1 protein-coding gene is annotated in these 631 nt (G+C 69.1%); it reads right to left on the reverse strand.

Features of this window, described 5'->3' with window-relative positions; translation table 11 throughout:
• Window position 1: 1 nt before the first annotated feature.
• On the reverse strand, window positions 2–631 hold a 630-nt coding region (locus JCM9942_RS17585; protein WP_054661067.1), incomplete at its 5' end, for an SDR family NAD(P)-dependent oxidoreductase.

Consider the following 631-nt stretch of genomic DNA (forward strand, 5'->3'; position numbering starts at 1 on the left):
CTTACGCCGGCAGCGACTGGCCGCCGTCCACCGCCAGCACCTGGCCGGTGATCCAGCGGGCGGCCGGTGAGCACAGGAACACCGCCGCGCTGGCGACATCCCCGGCATCGCCGAAACCGCCGAACGGAATCTTCGCGCGGATCTGTTCGTACAGCGCCGGCTCGCTGCTGCGCCGGCGGTCCCACAGGCCGTCGGGGAACTCGATCGATCCCGGTGCGAGTGCATTGACGCGGATGCGTTCGCGCGCCAGTTCGGTGGCCAGCGACACGGTGTAGTAGTTCACTGCGGCCTTGGCGGTGGAATAGGCGGCCGCACGCGGGGTCGGCACCGAGGCGTTGATCGAGCTGATGTTGAGAATCGCCGGCATCGTGCTGCCCCGCAGGTATGGCAGCGCCGCGCGATTGGTCCGCACCGCGGCCATCAGGTCGACCTCGAAGCCGGCTTGCCAGCTGGCATCGTCATTGCCGTTGCCAAACCCGGAGGCGTTGTTGATGACGATATCGATGCCGCCCAGCGCCGCGGCGGCCGCTTCCACCCAGCTTTGGATCTGGGCCGGATCGGCCAGGTCGCAGGGCTGCACATGCACCGGTGCGCCCTCGCGCTGCAGTGTCTGTCGCGCGTGCTGCAGGCC

It is taken from the genome of Stenotrophomonas pictorum JCM 9942, from assembly GCF_001310775.1.
GTDB lineage: Bacteria > Pseudomonadota > Gammaproteobacteria > Xanthomonadales > Xanthomonadaceae > Stenotrophomonas > Stenotrophomonas pictorum.